At 67.2% G+C, this 19,796-nt stretch carries 19 protein-coding genes; 7 read left to right on the top strand and 12 right to left on the bottom strand.

The window, feature by feature from the left end; all coding sequences use genetic code 11:
• Window positions 1–2 precede the first annotated feature (2 nt).
• Window positions 3–2,576 (top strand): DNA topoisomerase III, encoded by a 2,574-nt coding sequence (locus AC731_RS14545; RefSeq protein ID WP_048707111.1) that lies wholly within the window; start codon window positions 3–5, stop codon window positions 2,574–2,576.
• A gap of 87 nt (window positions 2,577–2,663) precedes the next feature.
• Here the strand turns inward: AC731_RS14545 and AC731_RS14540 are convergent, their stop codons facing one another.
• Complete coding sequence (locus tag AC731_RS14540) at window positions 2,664–3,608, bottom strand: hydrogen peroxide-inducible genes activator (protein WP_004257266.1); 945 nt, start codon at window positions 3,606–3,608, stop codon at window positions 2,664–2,666.
• 130 nt (window positions 3,609–3,738) lie between these two features.
• Between AC731_RS14540 and AC731_RS14535 the strand changes: the two genes are divergently transcribed.
• Entirely contained in the window at window positions 3,739–5,832 is a 2,094-nt protein-coding gene (locus tag AC731_RS14535) for a TonB-dependent receptor plug domain-containing protein (RefSeq protein ID WP_048707109.1), read from the top strand.
• Between the two features lie 177 nt (window positions 5,833–6,009).
• Entirely contained in the window at window positions 6,010–7,479 is a 1,470-nt protein-coding gene (locus AC731_RS14530) for a DegQ family serine endoprotease (protein WP_038011336.1), read from the top strand.
• Between the two features lie 50 nt (window positions 7,480–7,529).
• Here AC731_RS14530 and AC731_RS14525 read toward each other — a convergent pair whose 3' ends face one another.
• Window positions 7,530–9,152, bottom strand: a complete 1,623-nt coding sequence (locus AC731_RS14525; RefSeq protein WP_205626682.1) for a methyl-accepting chemotaxis protein — start codon at window positions 9,150–9,152, stop codon at window positions 7,530–7,532.
• Between the two features lie 241 nt (window positions 9,153–9,393).
• Here AC731_RS14525 and AC731_RS14520 point away from each other — a divergent pair, with 241 nt between their 5' ends.
• Window positions 9,394–9,858, top strand: coding sequence for a c-type cytochrome (locus AC731_RS14520; protein ID WP_048707106.1), 465 nt, complete (start codon window positions 9,394–9,396; stop codon window positions 9,856–9,858).
• A 342-nt stretch (window positions 9,859–10,200) separates the two neighbouring features.
• Window positions 10,201–10,644 (top strand): azurin, encoded by a 444-nt coding sequence (gene azu, locus AC731_RS14515; RefSeq protein WP_048707104.1) that lies wholly within the window; start codon window positions 10,201–10,203, stop codon window positions 10,642–10,644.
• 4 nt (window positions 10,645–10,648) lie between these two features.
• Here the strand turns inward: azu and napH are convergent, their stop codons facing one another.
• The 9 genes from napH to AC731_RS14470 all read right to left on the bottom strand — a co-directional run bounded on the left by napH (window position 10,649) and on the right by AC731_RS14470 (window position 17,610).
• Complete coding sequence (napH, locus tag AC731_RS14510) at window positions 10,649–11,467, bottom strand: quinol dehydrogenase ferredoxin subunit NapH (protein ID WP_053085826.1); 819 nt, start codon at window positions 11,465–11,467, stop codon at window positions 10,649–10,651.
• On the bottom strand, window positions 11,467–12,159 hold the full coding sequence (locus tag AC731_RS14505) for a MauM/NapG family ferredoxin-type protein (RefSeq protein ID WP_048707099.1): 693 nt from the start codon (window positions 12,157–12,159) through the stop codon (window positions 11,467–11,469). Before AC731_RS14505 ends, napH begins: the two co-directional genes overlap by 1 nt.
• Window positions 12,140–12,553 carry a cupredoxin domain-containing protein gene (locus AC731_RS14500; protein ID WP_156480723.1) on the bottom strand — a complete coding sequence of 138 codons (414 nt, stop codon included), beginning with the start codon at window positions 12,551–12,553 and terminating at the stop codon, window positions 12,140–12,142. Before AC731_RS14500 ends, AC731_RS14505 begins: the two co-directional genes overlap by 20 nt.
• 9 nt (window positions 12,554–12,562) lie before the next feature.
• On the bottom strand, window positions 12,563–13,603 hold the full coding sequence (mauG, locus tag AC731_RS14495; protein WP_205626599.1) for a tryptophan tryptophylquinone biosynthesis enzyme MauG: 1,041 nt from the start codon (window positions 13,601–13,603) through the stop codon (window positions 12,563–12,565).
• A 5-nt stretch (window positions 13,604–13,608) separates the two neighbouring features.
• Window positions 13,609–14,169 (bottom strand): methylamine dehydrogenase (amicyanin) small subunit, encoded by a 561-nt coding sequence (mauA, locus tag AC731_RS14490; protein ID WP_004263530.1) that lies wholly within the window; start codon window positions 14,167–14,169, stop codon window positions 13,609–13,611.
• A 91-nt stretch (window positions 14,170–14,260) separates the two neighbouring features.
• Complete coding sequence (mauD, locus tag AC731_RS14485) at window positions 14,261–14,887, bottom strand: methylamine dehydrogenase accessory protein MauD (protein WP_004263528.1); 627 nt, start codon at window positions 14,885–14,887, stop codon at window positions 14,261–14,263.
• Between the two features lie 27 nt (window positions 14,888–14,914).
• Window positions 14,915–15,460 (bottom strand): MauE/DoxX family redox-associated membrane protein, encoded by a 546-nt coding sequence (locus AC731_RS14480; protein ID WP_004263525.1) that lies wholly within the window; start codon window positions 15,458–15,460, stop codon window positions 14,915–14,917.
• 6 nt (window positions 15,461–15,466) lie between these two features.
• The gene (gene mauB, locus AC731_RS14475; protein WP_048707096.1) at window positions 15,467–16,678 is read right to left on the bottom strand and encodes a methylamine dehydrogenase (amicyanin) large subunit; all 1,212 of its coding nucleotides are present in this window, start codon (window positions 16,676–16,678) and stop codon (window positions 15,467–15,469) included.
• 74 nt (window positions 16,679–16,752) lie between these two features.
• Entirely contained in the window at window positions 16,753–17,610 is an 858-nt protein-coding gene (locus AC731_RS14470; RefSeq protein WP_048707092.1) for a methylamine utilization protein MauF, read from the bottom strand.
• Between the two features lie 91 nt (window positions 17,611–17,701).
• Here AC731_RS14470 and AC731_RS19940 point away from each other — a divergent pair, with 91 nt between their 5' ends.
• The gene (locus tag AC731_RS19940) at window positions 17,702–17,947 is read left to right on the top strand and encodes a hypothetical protein (protein ID WP_156480722.1); all 246 of its coding nucleotides are present in this window, start codon (window positions 17,702–17,704) and stop codon (window positions 17,945–17,947) included.
• Window positions 17,944–18,954 carry a helix-turn-helix domain-containing protein gene (locus AC731_RS14465; RefSeq protein ID WP_004263514.1) on the top strand — a complete coding sequence of 337 codons (1,011 nt, stop codon included), beginning with the start codon at window positions 17,944–17,946 and terminating at the stop codon, window positions 18,952–18,954. The genes AC731_RS19940 and AC731_RS14465 overlap by 4 nt, the downstream gene beginning before the upstream one ends.
• A 49-nt stretch (window positions 18,955–19,003) precedes the next feature.
• Here AC731_RS14465 and AC731_RS14460 read toward each other — a convergent pair whose 3' ends face one another.
• Window positions 19,004–19,702: a cytochrome b/b6 domain-containing protein gene (locus AC731_RS14460; protein WP_048707090.1), complete on the bottom strand. Its 699-nt coding sequence runs from the start codon at window positions 19,700–19,702 to the stop codon at window positions 19,004–19,006.
• Window positions 19,703–19,796 lie beyond the last annotated feature (94 nt).

The following is a 19,796-nucleotide window of genomic DNA, read 5'->3' as shown; positions in this document are numbered from 1 at the left end:
GCATGAGCAAGCAACTGATCATCGCGGAAAAGCCCTCCGTCGCACAGGACATCGCCCGTGCGCTGGGCGGCTTCACCAAGGAGAAGGACTACTACGAGTCCGACGACTACGTGCTGTCGTCGGCCGTCGGCCACCTTCTCGAGCTCGCCGTGCCCGAGGAATTCGAGGTCAAGCGCGGCAAGTGGACCTTCGCCCACCTCCCGGTCATCCCGCCGCACTTCGCGGTCAGGCCGATCGAGAAGACAGAGGACCGGCTCAAGCTGCTGACCCGGCTGATCAAGCGCAAGGACGTCACCGGCCTCATCAATGCCTGTGACGCGGGGCGCGAGGGCGAGCTGATCTTCAACTTCATCGCCCAGCACGCCGGCACCAAGAAGCCGATGCAGCGCCTGTGGCTGCAGTCGATGACTGCGCAGGCGATCCGCGACGGCTTCGCTCACCTGCGTGCCGCCCAGGACGTCGAAGGCCTGCGCAACGCCGCGATCTGCCGCGCCGAATCGGACTGGCTGATCGGCATCAACGGCACGCGGGCAATGACCGCGTTCAACTCCAAGACCGGCGGCTTCCACCTGACGACGGTCGGCCGCGTGCAGACACCGACGCTGGCCCTGGTGGTCGAGCGCGAAGACAAGATCCGCAAGTTCAAGCCGCGCGACTACTGGGAGCTGGAAGCCGACTTTGCCGCGGCGGCCGGACATTATCCCGGGCGCTGGTTCGACGAGAAGTTCAGGAAGCCCGAAGGCGACGAGCACGCGACCGCATTCCGCATCTGGGACAAGGCCCAGGCCGAGGCCATCCGTACCAAGTGCGAGGGCAAGCCGGGCGTGGTCACCGAGGAAGCCAAGCCATCCACCCAGTTGTCGCCGCTGCTCTTCGACCTCACCAGCCTGCAGCGCGAGGCCAACGGCCGCTTCGGCTTCTCGGCCCGTGTCACGCTGCAACTGGCGCAGGCGCTGTACGAAAAGCACAAGGTGCTGACCTACCCGCGTACCGATGCCCGCGCCCTGCCCGAGGACTACATCCCGACGGTCAACGAGGTCATCCGCAACCTGCCCGGCCAGTACGCGCCGTTTGCCAACGAGATCGTCAAGCAGGGCTGGGTGAAGCCGAACAAGCGCATCTTCAACAACGCCAAGATCTCCGATCACTTCGCGATCATTCCGACCGGGACGCTGCCCAAGAGCCTGTCCGAAGCCGAGCAGAAGATCTACGACCTGGTCACCAAGCGTTTCCTGGCGGTGTTCTACCCGGCAGCCGAATATCAGATCACCACCCGCATCACCCGCGTCGAAGGCGAGGCCTTCAAGACTGAAGGCAAGGTGCTGGTCAATCCGGGCTGGCTCAGCATCTACGGCAAGGAAGCCGCCAGTGACGAGAAAGACGCCAAGGAGGGCGGCGGCCCGCAACTGGTGGCAGTGAAGCAGGGCGAAACCATCACCACCGACGACATCCTGCTGAAGTCGCTGCAGACCAAGCCGCCGGCGCGCTTCAACGAAGCCACCCTGCTGTCGGCGATGGAAGGCGCGGGCAAGATGGTCGACGACGAGGAGCTGCGCGCGGCGATGGCCGAACGCGGCCTGGGCACCCCGGCCACCCGCGCACAGATCATCGAAGGCCTGATCACCGAGCAGTACATCCACCGTGACGGTCGCGAGCTGATCCCGAGCGCCAAGGCCTTCTCGCTGATCACCCTGCTGAAAGGCCTGGGCGTCACCGCGCTGACTTCGCCCGAACTGACCGGCGGCTGGGAGTACAAGCTGTCGCGCATGGAGCGCGGCGAACTCAGCCGCGAAGCCTTCATGCAGGAAATCGCCGACATGGCGCGCGAAGTCGTGGAACGGGCCAAGCGCTTCGAATCCGACACCGTGCCGGGCGACTTCGTCACGCTGCAGACACCCTGCCCGAAGTGCGGCGGCGTGGTGAAGGAGAACTACAAGAAGTTCGCCTGCCAGAGCTGCGACTGGAGCACCTGGAAGATCGTCGCCGGCCGCCAGTTCGAGTACGACGAGATCGAGACCCTGCTGCGTGAGGGCAAGGTCGGCCCGCTGCTCGGTTTCCGCAACAAGATGGGCCGGCTGTTCAATGCCGACATCGTGCTCAACGAGGACAAGCAGCCCGCCTTCGACTTCGGCCAACCGAAGGAGGGCGAGGAAGCCGAGGCGGTCGACTTCTCCGCCCAGGCATCGGTCGGCGCCTGCCCGAAGTGCGCCAGTGGCGTGTTCGAGCATGGCATGGCCTACGTCTGCGAAAAGTCGGTCGGCCCCGGCAAGAGCTGCGATTTCCGCTCCGGCAAGATCATCCTGCAGCAGCCGATCGAGCGCGAGCAGATGGCCAAGCTGCTGACCGAAGGCAAGACCGATCTGCTGAAGGGCTTCGTGTCGGCGCGCACGCGACGCAAGTTCTCGGCCTTCCTGGTACGTGGCAAGGACGGCAAGGTCGGCTTCGAGTTCGAGGCCAAGGCGCCGAAAGCCGCCGGCAAGGCACCGGCGGCAAAGGCTTCCGCCGAAGGCGACGCCGATGCCGAAGCCACCAAAGCCCCGGCAAAGAAACGCAGCCCGTCCCGCAAGGCCAGCTGAACACCGGCAAGAAGAAACGAAGGGCTGCCTGCGCAGCCCTTTTTCCTTTGCCTGGCGACCTGACGCCCCGGACGGTGGCGGCCGCGCTCAGGCGCCGGCGACTGCCTCCGGCATCGATACGCGGCCGACCGGCCTGGTCCCCGGCAGCTCGCTGTCGAAGATCGCACGCCGCAGGACGTCGATGGCGCCGCTGCGCGGATAGGTGACCCGCCACGCCAGCGCGACGCGGCGCGACGGTTGGGGCTCGGCAAAGGGCCGCACCGCAACGAGCGGATTGGCCGCCATTCCGTCCGCGGCCGAACTGGGCAGCACGGTCACGCCCAGTCCGGTCGCCACCATGTGGCGGATCGTTTCCAGCGAACTCCCCTCCAGCGAGCGCTGCAGACCACCGATGTTGCGGCAGCTCGGACACACCTCGAGAACCTGGTCGCGGAAGCAGTTTCCGGCTCCGAGCAGCAGCAGCTGATCCTCGGCCAGCTGCTGCGCATCGACCTCGCGGTGCTGCGTCCAGGGATGATCGGCAGGCATCAGCACACGGAAGGGCTCGTCATACACGGGCTGCGCCACCACCCCCACCTCCTCGAACGGCAGGCTGATGATGATGACGTCGAGCTCGCCGCGCTTGAGCGCCTCGGCCAGGCGAGCCGTGTAGTTCTCCTGGATGATGAGGGGCATGCGCGGCGCCAGCTGGTGAACACGCGGAATCAGGCGCGGCAGCAGGTAGGGGCCGATCGTGTAGATCACGCCGACACGCAGCGGCCCGGCGAGCGGATCCTTGCCCGCAGCCGCGATCTCCTGGATCTGGCTCGCCTCCATCAGCACCTTCTCGGCCTGCGCCACGATCCGGCGGCCCGTCTCGGTGATCTTGACTTCGGTGGCGCTGCGTTCGAACAGCTGGATGCCGAGCTCATCCTCGACTTTCTTCACGGCCACCGACAGGGTCGGCTGGGAAACGTGACATCTTTCGGCTGCGCGGCCGAAGTGACGCTCATGGGCGAGGGCGACGAGATAGCGCAGGTCGGTCAGGGTCATGGTCTTACCCCCAGCGGGCGTGGCTGAAAGCCTGAATTGGGCGTCGCCCGATGTTACCCCGTCCACCCGTTTCCTGCGCAGCCCGATCACGCCCGGTATACTCGCGCCACCGTTCCTCCCGTACCCGCCGATGCCGATCCGTCCACGCCTCGCCCTCGCCGTCCTGCTCCCCGCGCTGGGCACGACGACGACTGCCTCTGCGATGGATTCCGACGCCCACTTCTTCGAGTCGCTCCCGGTCGTGCTCAGCGCCTCGCGACTGCCGCAGGCGCTGCAGGATTCGCCGGGCGCGGTGACGGTGATCGACGCCGACATGATCGCCGCCACCGGCTATCGCGACCTCGCCCGCCTTTTCCGCCTGGTGCCCGGCATGCAGGTCGCACAGGAGCGCGGCAGCCAGCAATGGGTGACCTACCACGGCCTCGGCGCCGACTATCCGAACCAGATGCAGGTGCTGATCGACGGGCGCTCGGTCTATTCCCCGCACTATTCGGGTGGTGCGAACTGGAGCGCGCTACCGGTCCTGCTGGAGGACATCGAGCGCATCGAGATCGTCCGCGGCTCGAACTCCGCCACCTACGGCTCGAATGCCTTCCTCGGCGTGGTGAACATCATCACCCGTCACACCGGCTCCGAAACCGGCAACTCGGTTTCGACCCGGCTCGGCAGCCACGGCATTGCCGATCTCGCCGGCCGGGCCGTGCTGCATGACGGGCCACTTGGCCTGCGCCTGAGCGCCGAGGAACAGCGCGACGACGGCTGGTCGGGGCTGCGCGACGCGCAACGCCTGCGGCGCTTCAACCTGCGTGGCGACCTCGCGCTCGACGCGATGAATGCGCTGCAGTTCTCGGCTGCCTACAGCGACGGCCGGCTCGGCGTCGGCTTCCGCGACACCCTGTTCGACGGCAGCGGCGAGCGCGACCTCGAGCAAAGCAACTACACGCTGCATCTGGGGTGGCGGCACACCCCGAGCGCGGACGAGGAATGGTCGCTGTCCTGGTATCGGAACGGCGAACGGACCCGCGACGAATGGCAGGTCGATTCACGCGCCAACTGCGTGCTGACGGTGGTCTGCGATTTCCTGGCACGGCTACCGCAACTGCGTGGCGAGGTCGACAACAACCGCCGGAGCGTACGCGACAACATCGAGCTGCAGCACCGCTTCAGCCCGACCGACGGACTGCGCCTGCTGTGGGGGGCGGAGTGGCGCGAGGACCGGATCGAATCGGCCTTCCTGTTCTCGGACGGCCGCACGCCTTCGCAACGGGAGTGGCGCCTGTTCGGCAATGCCGAATGGCGCATGGCGCCCGAATGGCTGTGGAACGCCGGTGCGATGGCCGAGCATATCGAGGGCGACACGCTGCGGCTTGCCCCCCGCCTGTTCCTCAACTGGCAACCGGCGCCCGCCACCGCCTGGCGCGTCGGCTACTCGCGCGCCTGGCGCCAGCCGACCCTTTACGAACGCTGGGCCAACGTGCAGGTCAGCACCGACGTGCTCGGCGTGGTCAACCAGCGTCACACGCCCAATCCCGGCATCCGGCCGCAGCAGATCGACAGCTGGGAACTCGGTTATCTCGGCCCGCTGCCCTGGGGCGGGCTGGCCGACGTGCGCGTTTTCGACGAGCACATCACCGACTACATCCGCCGCACCCCGGTGCTGGATCCGGCGCCTTTCGTACCCAGCCAGGCGCTGAGCGACATGCTGGGCGGCAACCCCTTCCTGATCCACCAGATCATGGGGGGCACGCAGTGGGCCAACATGTCGGGCAAGGTCCGCCTCACCGGCATCGAATACCAGCTGACGCTGCGCCCGCGCGCCGGCACCACCCTGCTGCTGACCCACACGGTCATGCAGCGTCGTGCCGACGATCCGGCGGTGCGCCGCAGCGTTGCACCCTATTCGGCCAGCCTGACCTGGCTGCAGGAGATCGGTGCCTGGCGTTCGGCCGCATCGGTGCTGCACATGGGCCCGCTCGAGGCCGGGACCGGTTACGCCCCCGGGCAGCGCTACACCGTGCCGGCCTACACCACGCTCGACTGGAGCCTGGGCCGCAGCCTGCGCGTCGGCGCGCAAGCGCTCGAGATCCAGCTCACCGCCACGAACCTGCTCGGTGCCCACCAGGAACTGGCCCACAAGCCGCTTCAGGCCATGCCGCGCTACGCGGGCCGGGCCGCGAACGAGGCCGGGCGCCAGGTCTTCGTCTCGCTGCAGTTGCCGTTCTGAACGCCTGCGCGCATCCCGACTCGCACCTGATCGCCACGCCCCGCAGCGGACCTGCCGGCCGCACTTGATCCGCGCCCGACCCGTCCCCATGTGGCGTGTTGATGCGATAACGGGAACAGGATGCGCAAAACCGCGTCCACCGCCACTGTCGGCATCGAAAATCTTATGGACTCGACCATGCGCAAACCTCTCCTCGCCACCGCCCTTGCCGTTTCCGTCGCCACCCTGCTGCCGGCGGCACCGCTCGTTCCCGCCGCCCACGCCCAGGCGACACCGGGTGCTTCGCTCGTCGCGCCCAACCGCTACGGCCTGCCCGACTTCGGCGACCTCGTCGAGCAGGTCGGTCCGGCCGTCGTCAACATCAGCGTCGTCCAGCAGCAGCAACAGGCGATGGCCGGCCAGAACCCGTTCGCCAACGACCCCTTCTACGACTTCCTGCGCCGCTTCGGCGTACCGACGCCGGGCTTCCCCGGCCAGCCCGGCATGGGACCACGCACACGCCAGGGCATCGGCTCGGGCTTCATCGTCAGCCAGGACGGCTACGTGCTGACCAACGCCCACGTCGTCGCCGGAGAGGATGGCGACGCGACGCTGTCCGAAGTCACGGTGACGCTGATCGACAAGCGCGAGTTCAAGGCCAAGGTGGTCGGCATCGACCGTCGCACCGACGTCGCGCTGCTCAAGATCGATGCCAAGGGCCTGCCCGCGGTGAAGATCGGCAAGCCTGACGATGCCCGCGTCGGCGAATGGGTCGTGGCGATGGGCTCGCCCTTCGGCTTCGACAACACCGTCACCGCCGGCATCATCTCGGCCAAGGCGCGCCGCCTGCCGGACGAGACCTATGTGCCCTTCATCCAGACCGACGTCGCGATCAACCCCGGCAACTCCGGCGGACCGCTGTTCAACCTGGCAGGCGAGGTCATCGGCATCAACTCGCAGATCTACTCGCGTTCCGGCGGCTTCATGGGCATCTCCTTCGCCATCCCGATCGACGTGGCGATGAACGTCAAGGACCAGCTCATCACCCATGGCCGCGTCCAGCGCGGACGCCTGGGCATCGCGATCCAGGGGGTGGACAAGGATCTCGCCCAGTCCTTCGGCCTGCCCGATGCGCGCGGCGCGCTGGTCGCCAGCGTGGAGCCGGGCAGTGCGGCCGAGAAGGCCGGGCTGCAGGCCGGCGACGTGGTGCTGGGCGTGGACGGCAAGCGCATCGGCGATTCGGCCGATCTGCCGCGCGTGATCGGCGAGAAGCGCCCGGGCACGCGCATCCGCATGGAAGTGTGGCGCGACGGCCGCAGCCGTGACGTCGTGGCCACGCTGGACGAACTGACCGCGGACAACGTCGCGAGCGCGCCGACGCCGAGCCAGGTCGAAAGCGTGAATGCCGGCATCGGCCTGACGGCGCGCCCCCTGACGTCGCAGGAGGCCGCCCAGTTGCGCCTGCGCGGCGGACTGGTGGTGGAAGGGGTCGATGGTCCGGCGGCCCGTGCCGGCCTGCAGCGCGGCGACATCATCCTTGCGCTCAACAACCAGGCGGTGACCAGCGTCGCGCAGTTCCGCAGCCTGGTCGAAGCCTCCGGCAAGCGCTTCGCGCTGCTGATCCAGCGCGGCGAATCGCGCATCTTCGTGCCGCTGCGGCTGGAGTAAGCCGCAAATCCGGGCCGGCCGGCCGCGAACGGCGCCGGCCGACCCCCGTCTCAGACGCGGAAGCGCGCCACCGATTCCTGCATGCGGCGGGCGAGTTGTTCGAGTTCGCGCGCCGCATTGACCGTCTGCTCGATGGCGACGTTGTTCTCGCGTGCCATGCCGGCGATGTCGTCGATGCTCGCGGTCACCGACTCGCTGGAACGGCGCTGCTCGGCGGTCGCGGCCGCGATGCGGTCCAGACCCTCGCCCACCTCGGCCACCAGCGCATTGGCCGTCACCAGCACACGGGCCACGTCGTCGGCGACGCGGCGGCTCGACTCGAGGTGCTCCAGGCCGCTGTTGATCGCACCCTGCACCGAATCCGAGCGCTGGCCGATCTCGCGCGTGATCTCGTCGATCTCGCCCGCAGAGCGGGCAGACTTCTCCGCCAGCTTGCGCACCTCGTCCGCCACCACCGCAAAGCCGCGGCCCTGCTCGCCGGCACGCGCGGCCTCGATCGCCGCATTGAGCGCCAGCAGGTTGGTCTGCTCGGCGATCTCGCGCACCTCGCTCGTCATGCGCGTGATGGCGGCGGTGGACTGGACGAAGTCGCCGACCGTGCCCGCCATCTGGCGCACCGCGGCCTCGACCTGGCCGACGCCCTCGACCAGCCGCTGCAGGCTCTCCTGGCCTTCGCGCGAACGCTGCAGGCTCTCGTGCGAACGCTCGCGCACCGAGGCCGTGCTGTCGGCGATGTGCGTGACGTTCTCCATCATCGTTTCGACCGCCGCCGCCGCCGTCACCGAACTGTCGTTCTGGCGGTGCGAGCGGATCGCCAGGTCCGCGGCGCCACTCGCCAGGTTCTGCGCCGCCACGGTCACTTCGCCGGCCGCATCGCCGACCTGGCGCACCAGCGTGGCGATCGTACCCATCATGTTGTTGAAGGAACCCGCCGTACGGCCGATCTCATCCTCGCCGCGGCGCTCGAGCCGGCGGGTGAGGTCACCTTCACCCTTGGCGATCTCGGACAGGCTGCCCGCGAGGGAGGAGAGCGGCCGGCTCACGAAACGGCGGATGAACAGGAACACGAAGCCGAGCAGGGGCAGGGACACGAGGAAGGCGAACAGCAGGCTCTTGTTGCGGAACTCGGCCACCGCGGCCTCGGCCTTGTCGAGCGAGATGCGCATGCTGACGAGCCCCAGCGGGGTCCCCTCGGCGACCTGGTGGCAGGCGATGCAGTCCTTGCCGAGCCAGTTCTTCGACGCCAGCGAGGGCATCACGACGCGCAGGTAGTCGCCGTGCTCGGCGCTGTGCTCGAGCACCATCATCGATTTACCGTCAGCCATGGCCTGGCGTTCGGCCTCATCCATGACCACCTCGCCCGCATTGCCGGGCCCGAAGATCGTGCTCACCGCTTCGCCGCGGATCACCTTGAGGTCGTGCACGACCGACAGTTCCTTGATCTGGTCGAGGAAGACATCGCGCTGGCCGACCGTGCCGGTGATCATCATGCCGGTCAGGCCGGCCATGGTCATCTCGTTGACCGTACCGGCGAAGTCCTTGGCCTGTGCAATCGCCATGTCACGACTCGCCTTGGTTTCCCAGGCGATCATTCCCCCCCAGGCAAGCACCAGCATGAGCCAGATGGCTGCGGTGAGCCGGACCCAGATTGGCGTATCAGCCATGCGGCGCATCATCGGTCTCCTGATTCCCAATATGAACTTGAATTTCGCCAAGATGACGCCAGTGTAGGCCAACGCAGCCCTTCGCCGTCGCCGGAATAGCGACGGATACCCCGCCCAGATCGGGCGACGGCAGGCCATCCGATGACCAATGACTGAACGGAGAGCGAACCGCTACACTGTCGGCGCTGTCACAGACCGGTCCGGAAACCTGAACCCGGACCTTCGATCCATCGTAACCACGAGGCAACACATGAAGAAGTCCATCGCCCGCGCCACCCTCGGCGTGCTCGCACTGTCCCTGACGACCCTGGCCTCCGCACAGGTCAAGCCCGAAGACCAGATCCGCTATCGCCAGGCTGGCTACTCGTTCATGAGCTGGAACATGGGCAAGATCAAGACCAACCTGGAAGGCAGCTACAACAAGGATCAGGTCATCGCCGCCGCCAATGCCATCGCCGGCATCGCCAACTCCGGCATGGGCGCCCTGTATGGCCCCGGCACCGACAAGGCGATCGGCAACGTCAAGACCCGTGTGAAGCCCGAGTTCTTCACCGACGGTGACAACGTCGGCAAGATCGCGCGTGACTTCAACGCCGCCGCAAACGAACTGGCCAAGGTCGCCGCCAGCGGTGACGCCGCCGCCGTGAAGACCGCCTTCGGCGAAGTCGGCAAGAACTGCAAGGCCTGTCACGACAAGTACCGCCTGGAAGACTGAGACGGGTCTGCTACCCGGACAGGCGCCCCGATGAGGCGCTAAAAAGATCGGCGATCCACTCAGGCGGATCGCCGATGACGGGAACGGCGGCATCCTGCCTCTCGCTGCAGGACCCCGACGATGACCGGTGTGCGGAGGAGACCACGACCCGGTATCGAGACTTCATTCTGCACACGAACGCGCCCCGGGCATGCAATAAACCGGCAACAGGGCGCCACGGCAGGCCGGTCACGCCACGCTTTCGACATCGCGACACAAGTACTGCCGATTCTTGCTACGGCTCGCGAATGCGCGTCTTCAGAATTCCTCACGGAATCCCCCACATCCTGGACTGGAGACGTCATGCGCCTGAAACTGCTGCTTCCCCTGCTGCTCGCGCCGGTCGTGGCGCAGGCACAAACCTGCGAGACCACCGTCGGCAGCGCTGACACCATGACCTTCGACGTACGCAGCATCACCGTGCCGTCGAGCTGCGAGACCTTCACCGTTCATTTCCAGCACCGCGGCCGCATGCCCAAGACCGGCATGGGCCACAACTGGGTGCTGGCCCGCAGTGCCGACGTCGAGAGCATCGCCAAGGCCGGGGTGGCGGCTGGCGCGGAGAACAACTTCATCGCGAAGGGTGACGCGCGCGTGATCGCCGCCACGCCCTTGCTCGGCGGCGGCGAGAGCGCTTCGGTCAGCTTTCAGGTGAGCGCGCTCGGCAAGGACGAGAAATACACTTACTTCTGCTCCTTCCCCGGCCACTGGTCGATGATGCGCGGCAGCCTGAAGCTGGAAGGCTGAACCTTCAGGCAGGCGGGATGCGCGGCCGGGCCACGATCCGGACACGCATCCCGAGGCCTGCCGACGGGTTGGCATCCATGCATGCGCCGCAGCGCATGCACTCGCCCGACCTCACCGCCTCTGCCTGCCCCGATACGATCGGTGCCAGCACCTGCGGCTCGGGGCAGGCCCTCACCGACGCGCTCCGTTCGCCCATCCCGGATGCACCGACCTGCAGCCGTCCGAACCGTCCGAGCAGGGCATAGAACGCCCCGACGGGGCAGAGATGCCCGCACCAGCCACGCCGGCTGTACAGCAGGTCGAACAGGAAGAGCACCACCAGCAGCCAGCTGCCGCTGCTGACACCGAACATCAGTTCGCGCTGCAGCAGGGTGATGGGATTCACGATCTCCCAGGCCAGGGTCGATCCAGCCGCCGAGGCGCACACTGCGGCGGCCAGGACGCCATAGCGGACATGTCGCGATACCGGGACATGGCGCCGGACGCCGAGGCGGGTGCGCAGCCAATGGGCCAGGTCGGTCAGCAGGTTGATCGGGCAGATCCAGGCGCAGTAGATGCGGCCGCCCAACGCCGCGTACGCCACTGCGACCACCAGCGCGCCGATGAGCGCGGCCGCCCCCAGGGCCTGGCCCGCCAGCAGCGCCTGCAGGGCGACGAAAGGGTCGGTGAGCTGGAGCTGTCCGAACCAGGTGCTCGACGCCAGATTGCCGGTCACCACCCGGCCCAGACCGGGCAGTTCGTACATGAAGGCGGCGAGCACGGCGAGTTGCACGCTGCGCCTTGCCAGCAGCCAGTATGGGAAGCGGCGCCGCATCGCTTTCATCAGCGGACCCCGCCACGCCCGGCCGCATTGGCGCCCGAGCGGCCGATGCCCAGCGCCCGGGGCAACACCCGGATCGCCGCATGCGACAGCACGCAATGCTTCTCGCAGCTGCCGCAGCCGGTGCACTGGTCGGTATTCACCGTGGGCACGCGGATCACCGCGCCATTGCGCACGATCTCGCGCAACGCGATCGCTTCGCCGCGCACCGGGCACACACGCACGCATACCCCACAGCTCAATCCCTTGTAATTGAGGCAGCTCTCGTGACCGACCAGTACCGCCACGCCCATGTCGGCCTCGCGCACATCGACCAGCAGCGGGTCCAGCGCCCCGGACGGACAGGCACGCACGCAAGGCAGGTCGGCGCACATCCGGCACGGATCCTGGCGGGCGACAAAAAAGGGCGTTCCGATCGGGGCGGGATCGTCCCAGTCCGCCAGCTTCAGGATATCGAACGGGCAGCCCTGCACGCACAGGCCGCAGCGTATGCAACGGGCGTCGAAATCGGCGTCGGGCAGGGCGCCGGGCGGCCGCAGCATGTGCGCGGCGCGTGCCGGGCGCGCACCCAGCAGGCCGCGGGCCGCGAGGGTGGCGATCATCACGCCGCCCAGCGCACGCGCCACGCGCCGGAACGCCTGCCGCCGCGGGCTGACGCCCGGTGCCGGAACGGGGTCAGTGGGGGGTGGCACCATGATGCTGCCGCCGCCCGTCCGAGCCGCCGCCCGAGACCGGACCGGCGCCCACCGTCAGTGCGGCACGGATCACCGGATGTATCCAGCAGCGCAGCACGAACTCGCCATCCTGCGGTGGCGTCCAGCGCAGCACCGTGCCCGGCAGCTGGGTGCCCAGGCTCACCACGGTGCCGTCGGGGTAGGTGATGTAGATGCTGTGCGCGATGTCGGAACGGTTGTCGATCTCGATCGGCTCCCCCGCGCGCGGCACGAAGGACCAGGGCTCGAACTCGTGGTGCGACAGCGTCATCCGCGCCGCCAGCGGTGGCGGAGTCGTCGCACATGCCGCCAGCGCCCCGAGAAGCCCCAATGCGGCAGCCCAGGCGGCTGCGGATTTCCTCATGCGGTCGATCATGTGCTCACCTCACTCCGGCAGCACCGGCGGGTCGACACGGACAAACCCGCCATCCAGCGTGCGCAGGAACGCGATCAGTGCCGCACGCTCATGGGGGTCCAGCTCGAAGCTCTTCATTTCCGGCGACAGACTGGGCCGCTGCCGCCCGCCCTTTTCGTAGTGCCGGATGACCTCTTCCAGGCTGTGCATGGAACCGTCGTGCATGTAGGGTCCCTCCACCGCCAGATCACGCAGCGACGGCGTCTTGAAGGCGTGCTGCATGATCACCACCTCCGCCGGCACGTGCGCGCCGCGCCCGGGGTCGGTCGAATCCAGCCCGATGTCGTGGAAGCTGTCGTCGGTGAAACGCCAGCCCTTGTGACAGGCAACGCACCGTGCCTTGCCGGTGAAGACACGGAAACCAGCACGCGCCTGCGCGTCGATCGCATCGTCCTCACCGGCCACCCATCGATCGAAGGGCGCGACCGGCGACACCAGCGTGCGCTGAAAGCTGGCCAGGGCTTCGGCCACACGACGTTCCGACACCACCTCGTCGCCGTAGGCCTGGCCGAACAAGCGGCGATAGCCGGCGATGCCCGACAGGCGCTCGACCAGTGCCGGCATCGCCTGTCCCATCTCGTGCGGCGAGGTGATCGGCAATGCCGCCTGGGCCTCGAGCGACGCGGCGCGCCCGTCCCACATCAGCGCGCTCAGCCATGCACTGTTGACCACCGTAGGCGTGCGCCGGGCATGGACCACCTGTTCCGACCCGATCGGCCGCACCCGGCCGTCGCTCCAGCGCAGTTCGGGCGCATGGCAGGTCGCGCACGACATCGTCGCGTCGCGCGACAGCCGCGGATCGAAGAACAGCGTGCGGCCGAGCTCGATCTGCGCCGCACTGGGCGGCTGTCCCCCCGGGGCGGGCGGCGAATCCGGCCGGCGGTAGTCGCTGCGCCCGCCACCGTCCATGGCGGCAGCGGGCACGCAGACAAGCGACACCGACAGGCCGAGCGCGAACGCCCGCAGCGCACGCGGCGCTGCGGACGACAGGACACGGCTTGCGGTTTCCACTGCACTCAGCTCGCCTTGCCGACGATGGGCGAGATCGTGCAGTGATAGGTCATCGCGTCGTTATCGGCACCGAAGCACCACACGATGTCGTTGTTGAACTCCGGTCGATAGATCGGCAGTTCGCCCTCGGTATTGACGCAGTTGCAGCGCCCGCAGGTCTGCTTGCCGCAGCAGTCGCGGTAGGCGATCAGGTAGTTCTGCCCGTCGCCCGGGTTGTAGCAGCTGGCCACCCACGAACTGGGCGACAGCTCGGTGCCCGGCGGGCAGGAGGTCAGCGAGCCGCCGCAGCAGTCGCAGAGGTTGCCGTCGATGGAGCAATGGCGCCAGTAATCGCAGGACTTCGGGTCCTTGTCCTGCGGCTTGAAGCCCTGCCGCGTCAGCCCGCCAACCGTGGCCGCATGCGCTTCGTTGAGGCGGCCGCGGCGGTCGACCGGCAGCAGCGGCAGCAACGCCACGCCGGCCAGGCGGGCGCCGAGCTTGCCCAGAAAGCCGCGGCGACTGGTCTTGCTGGCGGTCGATCGCGCCAGCCTCTCGATGGTCGAGTCAAATCCTGTGTTCTTCTTCACTTCGGTCTCCTTCAGCGTGGTCGTGCTTGGTCTTGCCTTGCTGCTTCGATGAGGCGCCCCCTGCCGCCCGACAGGCAGCGACGGGCTTCCATCAGTGAAGTTCGTACTTGCCCGCGGCTTCGGACGCGGTTTCGCGCTGGAGATACCCCTGCAGCGAGGCATGGCCCATGCGCACCGTCTCGAACAGGCTCTCGACATGCTCGCGGGTGTTGCACAGCCCCTTGCCCTGGATCACCCCCTCGCCATCCAGCAGCACGCCGTAGGGAATCTTCGCGACCTGGAAGCGCATGCCGATTTCGGCCGACACCACGTAGCGCTCGCCCTGCAGCGGGTGAAGACGCAGGAACTCCTTGTGCTCGGCCGGCGTACCGTCGCTGATCAGCACCACATCGGCCCCTTCGGCCGCCGCCACCGAGCGGATGATCGGCAGCAGCTTCGCGCAGATCGGGCAGGTCGGGCCGGTGAACATCAGCAGGCTGGGGCGACCCGGGTTGAGCGGACGACCGACCGTGATCGGCGTACCGTCGAACTCGGTCACCTTGAACGTCGGCGAGCGTTCGCCGATGTCCGGGCCGTGGTCGATCATCATCGCGCCCAGCGGGGCCGAGCGTTCGTGGAGCAGGCCAATCTGGCGCACCACGCCGAACAGGAGCGCCGACAGGGCGATGAAGCCGGCCCACAGCAGGACGTTGGATGCAAAGAGGATTTCGCTTGCCATTGGATGGATTCCTTGAAGAGTTTGTTGTCAGTGCTTGCGTGCACGTGCATCCGGCAGACCGGTCATGAGATCGGCCACCAGATAGATCAGCACGAGCATCAGGGCCGCCACCACACCCAGCGTCAGACTGCCGAACGACGCTTCGCCGGTGGCCTTGCCGGTGCCCGCGATGAACAGCGCGATGCCGACGAGACCGAGGGCGCGTGCGACGTGGAAGCTGCCGATCCGGCTCTTGCTGGCCGGCCGGCGCAGGCAGCCGCAGTCGATATGGGTACGACCGCGGGCGATGTTGATGGCCAGCGCCAGGGCGAAGGACGCACACAGTCCGGCTGCCACGCCGGCGGCGAGCACGCTCGTCGCCGGGATGAACAGCGCTGCCGCACATGCCAGCTCGATCCAGGGCAGCAAGGCCGCGAACGGTGCCACCAGGGCCGAGGGCAGGATGCGGTAGTTGGCGACCACGCCCAGGAACTCGTCGGGATGCCGCAGCTTGGGAACGGCGGCGGCAACCAGAACGAGCGCCAGGAACATCTTGGCGAACACCAGCACGGCAGGGTTGGATAGCCAGTTCATCGCGCGTCACCTGTCCGGCGTGACGATCAGGATCGGCGCCCTGCCGAGCTCATCTACCGTGCCGACCGCCTTGCCGCTGCGGGCGTCGTAGGTGTAGAGCGCCTTGTCGGTCGCCGACACCGCATACAGCAGCGGCTCGGCATCCTGGCTCACCGCGATCGAGTCGATCTCGTGATTCAGGTCGATCCGGCGCAGTCGCTTGCCGGTCGCGCCATCCACCACGAACACGAAACGGCTCGGCAGCTTGTGCGTCCACTTCTCACGCTGGTCGGCGAGCAGATAGAGCTCGTTGCTGCCCGTGTGATAGGTGATGGTCTGCCAGCCCCCCGGACGCCACTTGGCTGCCTTCTCCTGTTCGGTGAATACCTCGATGGGCGGCAGGAACTCGGCGCCCGACGCCGACAGCTTCGCCTGGAAGATGCGGCCTTCGTAGGTCGGCCACGCCAGACGTCCGCTCGCGTTGGAATAGAAGGGGTTGTTCAGCAGGTACTCGTTCTCGGCATGGAACACCTTGGTCGATTTCTGCGTGGTGTTTCCCGTACCGTCGTAGCCGACCTGCAGCAGCGAACCGTCGCGGCAGTGCATGAAGAACTGCTGCTTGGGCACCGGGAACAGGTGGTAGCAGTCCGGCACTTCCATCATCTTGACGAAGGACTTCTTCTCCAGATCGACCAGTCCCACCGCCGGCGACGGCGAGAACTGCTGGAACAGGAGGTGCTTGTCGTCGGTCGACATCGCCGCAAGACGTTCGAGCACACCGGTCAGGAAGCGGCCTTCCGGAATGTCGATATCGGCCAGCACGTCGTGCGTGCGGCTGTCGATCAGCTCGACGTAGTCATTGCGCGTGCCGCGCGAAATGCGCGAATACACCGTGTTCGCCACCGCGAAGAAGCCGCCGTCGCTGGCCAGCATCACATGCGGCAGCTTGCCCGCATCGGTCATGCCGAGCAGGGAAGACGACTTGCCATCGATCGTGTAGACGGTCGAGGTCGCGTTGAAATGGCCCGGATCCAGCACATACACGCGCTTCGAATCGCTGGGCGGCGCGGACAGGATCACGGACTCTTCCTGCAGTTGCGCCGTGGCCTCCGCGCCGAGCTGTTCCGGCACCTGCGCCGAAACCGAAGCCGCCCCCAGGATCAGCGCCGTGGAGGCCACGCCGCCGAGCAAGATGTCCAGGCGCCCGCGTCGGGCGCCGGTCGAAAGCTTCTTGTTCATTTTGTCTCCTGTTGATTTCTGGTTCTCGTGCTTGCGCCGCGCTGGATCGCACCGCGACGGCGCGTGGAACCGTTTCAGCCGAGCAACAAGGCGAGCGCGGCCGAACCGAGTGCGATCAGAACGAAGCCATCCACCTCGACCGCACGCTCTTGCCAGCGCGCGAGCCAGGCCTGGACCCCCTGGTCGGTGACCGGCAGGAAATTGATCGCGACCGGCAGGCAGCGGCCGACGTTGAACAGGGCGATGATCGCGATGGCCGACCCCACGCTGCCGCTGGCAAGCGCCGCACCGGTGGCGATGTAGAGCATCGGCGTCTGCACGTAAGTGAGGTAGTTCATCCCCAGCGCATAGCCGTAGAGCAGCCCGATGACCGAGGGACGGAAGCGGAAACGCGCATCGTGCGGCACCTGGGCCCGGCGCTGCGGATACGGCATCTTCAGGAAGCCGAACTGATGAACCCCGTAGGCGATCGCGAGCACCGCAAGGCCGATTGCCGAATACTCGAGCGGAAGCGCGCCCAGGGCGATGCCGCCGACCAGGCCGAGCATGGAACCGAGAACCAGCGCGCCGACGGCGTAGCCGATGGCATGGGCGATGAAGGTCGGCGTCCAGCGCAGGACCGAGGCTGCCGAGTAGCGGCCCGCCGGACGCAGCAGGCTCAAGCTGGAATAGCCGCAGGGCGACCACGTCGACAGCAGGCCGCCGACCAGCGCAAGCACCGCTAGAATCAGCGTCAGCGACCCGCCCACCGGGAACTGTGTCGCGAGTGCAGAACCCGCTGCCACGCCGGCGGCCGCCGCCAATAGCATCCACAGGCTGCGTGCCGCTGCAGACTGCGACTGGGCGAAGCGCTGCTGGTCTGGAATGCAGGCGGTGCCGTCATCCTGATATGCCGGCTCGTCATAGCGAGCCGCACCCGGGCTTGAGTTCATTGTCCCCTCCTGTTCGGGCTCCGAGGCCCGCTGGTTGATCGTGCAGGTTCAGGTTAGGAGGGCACCCCGGACACTCGTAGCAATATTCGGCATGACCCGGCCGGTGAACCCGGTCGGGCAGGGTCTGTTGCTGATTCTTGCTATCCCGCGCCTACGCATCTGGCTTATGTTGCATGCGTGGCAGTGGGATCACGGCGCGAACAAGACGCCGCCCTTGCCAGCAGCAGGCCCACGGGTACCTGCAGGTCGAGGAGACTCAAACGATAAAGCCATGTCCGCCGATGCCGCTCAAGTGCGCATCGACGAGAACAGGGATGCGGAGGAGGAGTTGAATTGAATCTCAACGAGAGCTTCGCCGGCCGGGTGCCGACCCCGCGCGGCGACTTCATGGTCGTTCGGCGAACGACGAGCGATGTGCTCGAACAGGCGGATGCACTGCCGTTCTGGTCACAGGACTACACGCAGTTGTGCAAGGGTGAATTCACCGGCGCAGTCACCAGCGTGTCCCGGCAAGGGCTGCAGCTGTTCCGCGAAGCAATGAATCGCTCGGTCGATGAAGTGGCCAGCGCACCGCCGGACAGCTATGTCATCGGCTTCCCGACCGTCGTCGAGGGCGAAGCCAGCTGGGGCCTGCTGCCGATCAACGCCCAGTCCGTGCTGACGCTCGACAAGAACAGCGAGCTGCTGTTCCGGACCTCCAGACGCTCGGAGATCGCCGCCGCCGTCATTCCCGCGGAGTGCCTCGAGTGCTACGCAGAACGCGTCGAATGCATGAACCTGCGCAAACTGCTGGAGTCGCTGAAGCCCGCGGAAAGTGTCTCGGCGGAGATCTCGGCTCGCCTGAAATCGGCGGTGCTGGGCGGCCTGCAGCGATTCGCGGAGCACCTGCCCGGCGATGACGGAAACGATCAGGCGTGGCGCCACTTCGAGGACGAACTGCTCGCGTCCTGCGTGCAGGTACTGGCCCGCGGCCGTTCGGACGGCTCCAAGCACCACGAGCACCGCATCCACCGCTACATCGTCAATCGCGTACGCGAGGCGACCCTGGCCAACCCCGGCTACCCGCCCACGATCGGCGAGCTGTGCGAACAGTTGCGGGTGAGCCGGCGCACGCTCAACCATGCCTTCATCCGCGTGCTGGGCATCACCCCGGTGACCTACATGCGCAACATCCGCCTGCACCGGGTGCGCGCCCAGTTGCAGAGCGCGCCGGAGCAGATCGTCACCATCGCCAACGTCGCCGCCAAGTGGGGCTTCTGGCACATGAGCCTGTTCTCGCGCTACTACCGCGAGTTGTTCGGCGAACTCCCGATGGGAACGCTGAGCCGCGCGCGCCGCACCTGAAGGCCGGGGGGCACGACCGCCGCCGCCACGGCGACCGTGCCGTCCGCGCTTACCAGGCGGGCGTCGCTTCGGCTGGCGCGGGCGGTGGCGGCGGCGGCAGCAAACCCCCGTTGGCAGCCCAGACCACCGCGAGCGCAATCGCGAGTGCAACCACGAAAGCCAGCACACCGCCGCCCTGCGCGGCCCGGGCATCCGGGTCGGAGACCTCCTTGGTACCGACGATCATCGGCTTCACCAGGTTGTCCTTCTTCGCATGCAGGTAATACAGGATGGCGCCCACGTGCGCCGCCACCAAGGCGATGATCACCCAGAAGTTCAGCCGGTGCAGACTGCTGAGCCAGTCGCTGGTGTCCTTGCTGACCAGCGCGTACAGCGGTCCCTCGAAGGCGATGTCGTCGTTCGACACCAGCCCGCTCACCGCCTGGAAGATCAGGATGCCCAGCAGGGCGAGTACCGACAGGGCGCCGAAAGGATTGTGGCCCAGACCGTTCCATTCACCCCGGATGTGCGCCCAGATATGGGCGGGGCCGGGCACGAAGTCGGCAAAACGGGCGTAGGTCGAGCCGATGAAACCCCACACGAGACGGAACGCCAGCAGGCCGGTGATGGCGATGCCGGCACGGCCGTGCCATTCGATGAGGTTGCCGCCCAGCCAGCCCGTGACGAAGGCGGCGACCACCAGTATGGCCAGCAGCCAGTGGAAAATGCGCGTGGGCAGATCCCACACCTTTATCGTTCGCGTGCTCATTCCTGCATTCCTGTATTGATCCACAACGCGGGTTTCCTGACGGCACCCGCCCACGAAAGATGATTGCGACCGCCGCCCGCCGCCGAACGGCGGC

The sequence above is a fragment of the Thauera humireducens genome, from assembly GCF_001051995.2.
Taxonomy (GTDB): domain Bacteria; phylum Pseudomonadota; class Gammaproteobacteria; order Burkholderiales; family Rhodocyclaceae; genus Thauera; species Thauera humireducens.
The sequence above is the reverse complement of the archived record's forward strand: the minus strand, read 5'-3'. Positions and strand labels throughout refer to the sequence as shown.

Coding starts and splice junctions, on each gene's coding strand:
- AC731_RS14545 (WP_048707111.1), top strand. CDS start 3: ATGAGCAAGCAACTGATCATCGCGGAAAAGCCCTCCGTCGCACAGGAC.
- AC731_RS14540 (WP_004257266.1), bottom strand. CDS start 3,608: ATGACCCTGACCGACCTGCGCTATCTCGTCGCCCTCGCCCATGAGCGT.
- AC731_RS14535 (WP_048707109.1), top strand. CDS start 3,739: ATGCCGATCCGTCCACGCCTCGCCCTCGCCGTCCTGCTCCCCGCGCTG.
- AC731_RS14530 (WP_038011336.1), top strand. CDS start 6,010: ATGCGCAAACCTCTCCTCGCCACCGCCCTTGCCGTTTCCGTCGCCACC.
- AC731_RS14525 (WP_205626682.1), bottom strand. CDS start 9,152: ATGCGCCGCATGGCTGATACGCCAATCTGGGTCCGGCTCACCGCAGCC.
- AC731_RS14520 (WP_048707106.1), top strand. CDS start 9,394: ATGAAGAAGTCCATCGCCCGCGCCACCCTCGGCGTGCTCGCACTGTCC.
- azu (WP_048707104.1), top strand. CDS start 10,201: ATGCGCCTGAAACTGCTGCTTCCCCTGCTGCTCGCGCCGGTCGTGGCG.
- napH (WP_053085826.1), bottom strand. CDS start 11,467: ATGAAAGCGATGCGGCGCCGCTTCCCATACTGGCTGCTGGCAAGGCGC.
- AC731_RS14505 (WP_048707099.1), bottom strand. CDS start 12,159: ATGGTGCCACCCCCCACTGACCCCGTTCCGGCACCGGGCGTCAGCCCG.
- AC731_RS14500 (WP_156480723.1), bottom strand. CDS start 12,553: ATGATCGACCGCATGAGGAAATCCGCAGCCGCCTGGGCTGCCGCATTG.
- mauD (WP_004263528.1), bottom strand. CDS start 14,887: ATGGCAAGCGAAATCCTCTTTGCATCCAACGTCCTGCTGTGGGCCGGC.
- AC731_RS14480 (WP_004263525.1), bottom strand. CDS start 15,460: ATGAACTGGCTATCCAACCCTGCCGTGCTGGTGTTCGCCAAGATGTTC.
- mauB (WP_048707096.1), bottom strand. CDS start 16,678: ATGAACAAGAAGCTTTCGACCGGCGCCCGACGCGGGCGCCTGGACATC.
- AC731_RS14470 (WP_048707092.1), bottom strand. CDS start 17,610: ATGAACTCAAGCCCGGGTGCGGCTCGCTATGACGAGCCGGCATATCAG.
- AC731_RS19940 (WP_156480722.1), top strand. CDS start 17,702: ATGACCCGGCCGGTGAACCCGGTCGGGCAGGGTCTGTTGCTGATTCTT.
- AC731_RS14460 (WP_048707090.1), bottom strand. CDS start 19,702: ATGAGCACGCGAACGATAAAGGTGTGGGATCTGCCCACGCGCATTTTC.